The sequence below is a fragment of the Methanofastidiosum sp. genome (assembly GCA_013178285.1).
GTDB lineage: Archaea > Methanobacteriota_B > Thermococci > Methanofastidiosales > Methanofastidiosaceae > Methanofastidiosum.
Genome location: JABLXD010000013.1, coordinates 42,029 through 48,761 on the forward strand (window position 1 = coordinate 42,029; position 6,733 = coordinate 48,761).

Here is a 6,733-nt window from a genome sequence, read left to right on the forward strand (position 1 = left end):
CTTTTAAAGGTTATTCCTTAATAATATCCAGTATTGCCTCTTTAGGCACTCTTAAGTGGATCAGATTTTGCTTTCCTCGGCCTCTTGATTGTGCCCTTTGAATATCAACGATTTTAAGATTCTCAAGTTTTGTTGTTGCTTTTCTAAAGAGTTCGTATGACATTTCATCCGCCAAGATATTGAAGAAATCGTTAGCTTTTGTAAACTTGCCCGAATTTTCTGCTATAACTTTCAGGACTTTTTTATCAGTTTTAGACAAGCCGTCGAAAACATTTTCAACATGTAGAGAAGAGCTAATACGTTCTATTGCTTTTTCAATGTCCTCAGTATTAATTTTTCTTCTTGCTTGGATTTCTGCCAACATTCCTGCTTCTTTTATTCCCCTTATACCTAGTCTTAAGTCACCTTTATCAAAAGTTATTTCGGAGATTTTATCTAGAACTTCATCTTCCATTACTCCAGGATATAATCCAATATCACAACGATACCTAAGGATATCTTTTATTGTAGACTGAGAATAAGGTTTAAAGTGGACTTCATTTGGCATGAATACTGTCCTAATCTTTTCTGAAACTTTAAATGAAAAAGCATTGTCTGTAACAATTCCAATAATCCCGGTCTTGACACCTGGAAAGATCTCATGGGCCCTTAGAATTTTATAAAGAATATTTTCTGCAATATTTACATGAAACAAGAAATCAACATCATCCAATGCAACAAGTAATCTTTTACCTTTTTTTTGTAATTCCCCCATAGTATACTCATAAAGAGTCGTTAAAGGTTTACCCGTTTCTACAGGAGGATAGCCAAAAATACCTCTAAAAATTTGTGACATTATAGAGAATTCCCGATAGTGGAACTGGCAGTTGATATACACCGGTATGACATCATTTGAGACTTCGGTAATCTCCTTAAATAGCAGTTTAACTGACGTTGTCTTCCCAGTACCTGTTGGTCCAAGTATGATTGTATTTGTTGGAAGGTCTCCTTTGATTAGAGGTTTTACATTGTGCGAAATTGCCTCAATTTCATTATCCCTGAACTTAAAAACATCGGGGATATAACTAAGGTCAAAAACTTCTGGGGCTCTGAATAAGGATTCGTCCCACATCAAGATATCTTTTATTTTGCTTGACATAACTAAATAAAAAAATTATTTTAGGTTTTTATACTTTAGCTACTTCCATGAAAATATTTGATAAGACAAAATTCTTATCGCTTTTTTCAGCATTTGCATGTTCTATTGCCTTTTCAATTAATAATGGAAAAGGAACTTTTTTTGAAGTTTTGTATTCCTGCATATAATCACCAATTAATTTATGTATGGCCCCAATATAAAGTAAGCCTTAGTGAGATATTTTATTTTTTATTAATTTATAGTCTGCAAATAGCTCAAAATTACATAAAATTAGATAATAAAGGGTTTTATCTAATTCTAAGAAATAATTAATTTTAGAATAGTTAATAGAAAGCTATTTAATCCCAAATATACTAATCAATTCATGAAATCTGACGAAAGAAAGAAACTGATGATTATAGTTATGACCATTATAGTTTGTGGAATGTTACTTCTATCATCTCTCCAGATATTTTTCTTTTTTAGATAGTATTTAGAATATAAAAATAAAATATTATTTGAGATATAATTAACCAAAATTTTCAAAATAATAGCAGAAAAATACTGCGGCTATGCTAAGAACAAATATAGTATACCCAAATATTAAATCTACGATTTCCTCTCCTTTCAAATAATCCCCTTAATATAATAGAATCCAAGGTAAATAAAGTTTACTATAAGAAATAAGTAAAAAATAAAAAATATGTCAGACCGCCCATCTCTCATCATCAGTCAGACGCTGTCGGTTTCCTCATCCATACATTCCAATTAGGGAATTATTCTGATACTCTGATGATGTAATTCTTGATACTGAGCATTTAAAGTCTTCGGAAGTTACATAGTCCCTTTCTTCTCTGATGGCTGCCATTCCCGCTTCAGTACATAGAGATCTAATCTCTGCCCCAGATAAACCATCTATTAGCCCAATAATTTCTGAATAATCAAGATTTTTGATATTCATGTTTCTAGAGTGAATCTTAAAGATATCAAGACACTCTTCCCTTGTGGGGGGCGGTATTTCAATTAATCTGTCAAATCTGCCAGGCCTTAAAAGTGCAGGGTCTAGCATATCTACTCTGTTTGTAGCTCCAATAATCTTTACCTGCCCTCTTGGATCAAAGCCATCAAGCTCTGCTAAAAGCTGCATCATAGTTCTAGCAACTTCCCTATCGCCGCTTATGCCTGTATCGACACGCCTTGCCCCAATAGCATCAATCTCATCAATAAATAGAATTGAAGGGGCTTTTTCTCTGGCAAGATTAAAAACTTCCCTTACCATTCTAGCTCCCTCTCCAATATATTTTCTAACGAATTCTGATCCAACAACTCTAATGAAAGTAGAATCTGTTTCATTTGCAACTGCTTTAACAATTAGGGTTTTCCCATTTCCTGGTGGTCCGTGTAACAAGACCCCATGCGGAGGCTCTATCCCTACTTTATCAAAGAGTTCAGGCCTTTTTAGGGGTAGTTCAACTGTTTCTTTAATTTTATTTATCTGATCCCTAAGACCTCCAATTTCAAAGTAAGTTACCCCTGTTTTAGACATTACTTCCATCCCACAAACTTCAGGATCTTTTGAGGAGGGTAAAACTTCCATTATTGAAAGATTTCTTTGATTACACGCTACTAAGGCTCCAGGTATAAGATCTTTTAAATCAACATTAGAACATGCACTAACGACAAATTTTGGTCCACTAGAACTTTTTATTATAACCTTAGAAGAATCTATAGCCTCAACTACAACTCCTGTTATTAAGGGGGGTGCATTTAATCTTTCCAATTCTTTTTTGAGGCCTTCATTTTCTTTTTCCAATCGGATTTTTTCCGTTATGAAACTTCTATTTTGTATCTCAAGAAGTTTCAATCGTTCTATTATCTTATCATTATATTGAACATCATTTTCATAAACATCTTCTTCGTCAAGTCTTTTTGTCCGATACTTAATACTACTGTCCACCATTAGCACCCCAAACAAGATGTATTAGATTTCACATCTTTATAAATGTTTCTACATTGAGTGTCATTAATGTAAGAATTGTTTTAAAAAAATCTTACAATAGTGATTATCATTTTTAATAGTAATCAAAAACTCAAAACCCTTATAAATATTGAATTTGAAAAACTTTTGATAAGATGATATGTGAAATATGTGGCAAGACTATACAAGGGAAAGTTTTCAATATAAGAGTTGAAGGTGCCAGTGTAAAGGTTTGTGATAAATGTTCTAGATTTGGAACAGACCGCCAGAGTTGGTCAAAGTTTGGGAAAGGGGCCATGGGTTCAGATGGCGTAGTGTTGCCTTCAAGGTCAAGGACAGGAATAGCTCCAAAATCTAAGGAAGATTATACATTAGTAGAAGACTACCATCTTGTTATAAAGGATGCTAGAGAAACAAAAGGTTGGTCACAAAAAGACCTTGCTAGAAAAATGAATGAAAAAGAGTCAATAATCCACCATATTGAAACAGAAGGTTTTGCCCTATCAAATGAACTTATAATGAAGCTAGAAAAAGTCCTAAATATAAAACTCAAAGAAAAAGCAGACGAAGGAATTGACATATCTAAATCAAAACAAAGTTTAAAGGAAACAACAATCGGCGACATAATCAAGATAAAGAAGAAGTAAGGTATCTTAAGAAAACTGTTGCATATTCTCCTTTGTAAAGGAAGAATTTGAATCTTGCTCCATCTTTTTCAATACTAAAAGAAAGATCTCTGTAGTCGCCCAATATGTTTCTATAAGCACCGTTAGATCCCAAAAATGGTGCTTCGTTGACACGAAAACTCTCTTTTATTATTCCGTCTTTTTCTAAAAGTTCCATCGATATTTTTCCTAAAAGGGATTTAGGGATTAAGGATCCATAACCAATTAACGGAGCTATAACTTTAATATTTCCTTTTTTTATGCCCTCTTTAACTCGAGTGAGATTAGAATTATTTACTTGTGTCCTATAGTAATGGCCTTCCCTTTCCATGGACACTAGGTCCCCAATTTCTGCCTCATTTAATGGTATTTCTTTTATTCTTTCCAAAACGGCCTCATTGAATATCTTTGCCTGGTAAGCGTGAACAAAAAGAGAAGAGGTAGAAGGAGGTAGAACAACAAAAGCATTCGAATAGTCTGGAGATTTTGATAAATACTCTAAAATTTGCCTTTCATTTCTCAATCTTGGATATGATTCATTTGCTTCCCCATATTTTCCATCTTTAATCAAATCAACTAATTCTTTACTAAGATTTTCTTTTAGCAACAGTTTTTCAATAGCTTCCTTGAAGTCCCCTTTTAGAATATGCAAACCAACCTCTTCATTTCCTCCGAATCTCTGCTCGCCAAAAAGATTTGGAAATCCCGAGTCGCTCTCTATCTGTTGGATGTTATGCTTTATAACTTCCTCAAAATTTTCAGGAATGTCTCTAACTAAAATGTTAAATTTGTTTCCAATTAAGTCACCAATATCGATCTTTTGACCTTCTGAGAAATCGAATAGTTCAACATCTTTTAGCTCTAAGGACTTTATCGCATCGTTGTAGATTCTATCAACAGAAAAACTCTGTATCGTAATAGCATGCCGATCCTTAAGTCCTGCATAACCAAATTTTCCAAAAGGTATACCTGTCTTTCTTGCAAGTTCATGGATGACATCAATAGTGTCCCTGTTTATTTTTTTTACTTTGAAAATAAGGTATTTGCCATTTTTAGTATTTATGACTTCCTCTACTTGAAAATCTTCTGGATACTTTTTTATTTCCATCAAAACAGCCCACTAGCTAACACGAGTGCTTATTTCTGTCAAATTAAAGAAATCCCCTACTCCAGTCCATCTAATTCTCAAAGGTCCGCTGTAAAGGCCAGGCGATTGAGTCCTTAATATGACATCAAAGCTGATAGATTGTCTGGGGGAGAGAGAATCCACTGTAATCTCATTGCTTATCAGTCTAGCCCTTGGATCAGATACCCTTACTAATTGGAATCCCCTCATATAGGATTCAGGAACGGATATCCTAATATTTTCGGCAGTTTCATTACTTGTATTTGTAAGAGTGAAGGATAGCCTTACATTGTCACTTGGATGAAAAGTGGAAGATGTCCATTGGACTTCAGATGTAACCCATATTACAGGGATATCCCAAGATTCTAATTGAAGCTGTAAAACTTCATTTTTCTTTAATAAATCTTGAATTTGTAAGGTATAGTTTCTAACAACTGAATCATATTGAGCTTTTTCAGTTTCTAATACAACTAGCCTGTTTTCAAGAATTGTCTGCTGCCCCTGAAGCTTTGTTATTTCTTGATTTAGAGAATTTATAGTTTGAGTTAACTCTGCATTCTGATTGTTCAAAAGGCCAATATTATAAACAGCTATTGCAAGACCTACTGCCAAAACAAATGTCGCTACAACAAATACTTCTTTTTTCATAAAACCTCCTAACTTATTATATCAACGGCAAAATCTATAATCATCCTCCCAAATCCTTCTGGTAAGATATCAATCAGGATGAGCGTAATATTTTTATTATATACCTTTATTTTATCTTCCCTATATAATTCTAGTATCTTATAAGATATATCTCTTCTTGTTTGTTTATCATATTCCGCCAAATCAAGCATATTTAGAGATATTTCACCGATTATTTTGCTCTTGACTCTCCAAAGACTTGTTTCTGGCACATCTTTAATGGTATTTGGATCAACTATGGGAAAAGCTTTCCCCTGGAGAATCTGTTTAGCCATTAGTCCATTGACATTACCTTTTGCTACAATATCTCTCTCTTGACCTAGTATCTCAATCTGTTGTTTAAAATCAATAGGCACGTATCCAACAACATCTACTAATTCTTTTAAAGTGTCAGAATCTATAACAACTACTCTTGTAATGTCAATTTCAGACTGACCTTTAGAAATTTGCTTTGTGTAGTCCACCCCAGTTCGTATATCAGATGCCTTTATCAAAGAATTGTTTATATTTATTCCAAGAGAATTAAGGGCGGAATTTGTTGATAATGGATCTATATCTACACTACTTCCCTTTGGCCTCAAATTAGAGAAAATAATGATGGAAGAAACTTCTACCGTTCCGGGATTACCTTTCTCTTCATCTACGAAAAGAAATAGAGTATTATCATTTCCCAATCTATAAACGTCATAAAATACACCTGCAAATAGAAGCACCACTAATAGGACGATAATTATAGGCCATTTCCATCCTACTGATTTTTTCTTTGAATCTTTTTTTTGATTTTTGGCTTTTGTATCGTTATTTTTTGCCATATTTTCTCACCAATAAGTTCCTATCTACTATTTATTCCTAAAAATATTTAAAATTACCTATTAAATTAATACTATGAAGATACTTTGCCCCAACTGTAGGGCCACAATACTCTTCAAAGGTGATGAAAAATATTTACTTTGCTCAAACTGTAGAATTAAAATAAAGATGCCTACAAAGAAGGATTTTCCACATATAACACCAAATCTTATTGAAAAATGTTCAATATGTGAAAAGGTAATAAAATCTTCCAAAAACAAAAGAAGGTGCCCTGTTTGTGGACAAAAAGCATGCTCTTCATGTTGGAATTATTCAAGGCTTGTTTGTAAGAGGTGTCTTGAAGAAGGTAT

General features: G+C 33.5%; 7 protein-coding genes. 2 read left to right on the top strand and 5 right to left on the bottom strand.

What is annotated here, in order from left to right:
- Positions 1 to 10 precede the first annotated feature (10 nt).
- Positions 11 to 1,138: an ORC1-type DNA replication protein gene (locus tag HPY60_05935; GenBank protein NPV50720.1), complete on the bottom strand. Its 1,128-nt coding sequence runs from the start codon at positions 1,136 to 1,138 to the stop codon at positions 11 to 13.
- A 730-nt stretch (positions 1,139 to 1,868) separates the two neighbouring features.
- Positions 1,869 to 3,077 carry a proteasome-activating nucleotidase gene (gene pan, locus HPY60_05940; GenBank protein ID NPV50721.1) on the bottom strand — a complete coding sequence of 403 codons (1,209 nt, stop codon included), beginning with the start codon at positions 3,075 to 3,077 and terminating at the stop codon, positions 1,869 to 1,871.
- Between the two features lie 173 nt (positions 3,078 to 3,250).
- Between pan and HPY60_05945 the strand changes: the two genes are divergently transcribed.
- Positions 3,251 to 3,742, top strand: coding sequence for a TIGR00270 family protein (locus HPY60_05945; protein NPV50722.1), 492 nt, complete (start codon positions 3,251 to 3,253; stop codon positions 3,740 to 3,742).
- Here the strand turns inward: HPY60_05945 and truD are convergent.
- Genes truD through HPY60_05960 form a run of 3 tightly spaced genes read right to left on the bottom strand, consistent with a single transcriptional unit; the run spans position 3,723 to position 6,385 of the window.
- A complete protein-coding gene (gene truD, locus HPY60_05950; protein NPV50723.1) occupies positions 3,723 to 4,868 on the bottom strand; it encodes a tRNA pseudouridine(13) synthase TruD in 1,146 nt (381 codons plus the stop codon). The two genes, HPY60_05945 and truD, sit on opposite strands and share 20 nt — an antisense overlap.
- A 12-nt stretch (positions 4,869 to 4,880) precedes the next feature.
- The gene (locus tag HPY60_05955) at positions 4,881 to 5,534 is read right to left on the bottom strand and encodes a hypothetical protein (protein NPV50724.1); all 654 of its coding nucleotides are present in this window, start codon (positions 5,532 to 5,534) and stop codon (positions 4,881 to 4,883) included.
- 8 nt (positions 5,535 to 5,542) lie between these two features.
- Positions 5,543 to 6,385, bottom strand: a complete 843-nt coding sequence (locus tag HPY60_05960) for a hypothetical protein (GenBank protein ID NPV50725.1) — start codon at positions 6,383 to 6,385, stop codon at positions 5,543 to 5,545.
- Positions 6,386 to 6,458: 73 nt separating this feature from the next.
- Between HPY60_05960 and HPY60_05965 the strand changes: the two genes are divergently transcribed.
- A partial coding sequence (locus tag HPY60_05965; GenBank protein ID NPV50726.1) for a hypothetical protein occupies positions 6,459 to 6,733 on the top strand: 275 nt, incomplete at its 3' end.

Coding starts and splice junctions, on each gene's coding strand:
- HPY60_05935 (NPV50720.1), bottom strand. CDS start 1,138: ATGTCAAGCAAAATAAAAGATATCTTGATGTGGGACGAATCCTTATTC.
- pan (NPV50721.1), bottom strand. CDS start 3,077: ATGGTGGACAGTAGTATTAAGTATCGGACAAAAAGACTTGACGAAGAA.
- HPY60_05945 (NPV50722.1), top strand. CDS start 3,251: ATGATATGTGAAATATGTGGCAAGACTATACAAGGGAAAGTTTTCAAT.
- truD (NPV50723.1), bottom strand. CDS start 4,868: ATGGAAATAAAAAAGTATCCAGAAGATTTTCAAGTAGAGGAAGTCATA.
- HPY60_05955 (NPV50724.1), bottom strand. CDS start 5,534: ATGAAAAAAGAAGTATTTGTTGTAGCGACATTTGTTTTGGCAGTAGGT.
- HPY60_05960 (NPV50725.1), bottom strand. CDS start 6,385: ATGGCAAAAAATAACGATACAAAAGCCAAAAATCAAAAAAAAGATTCA.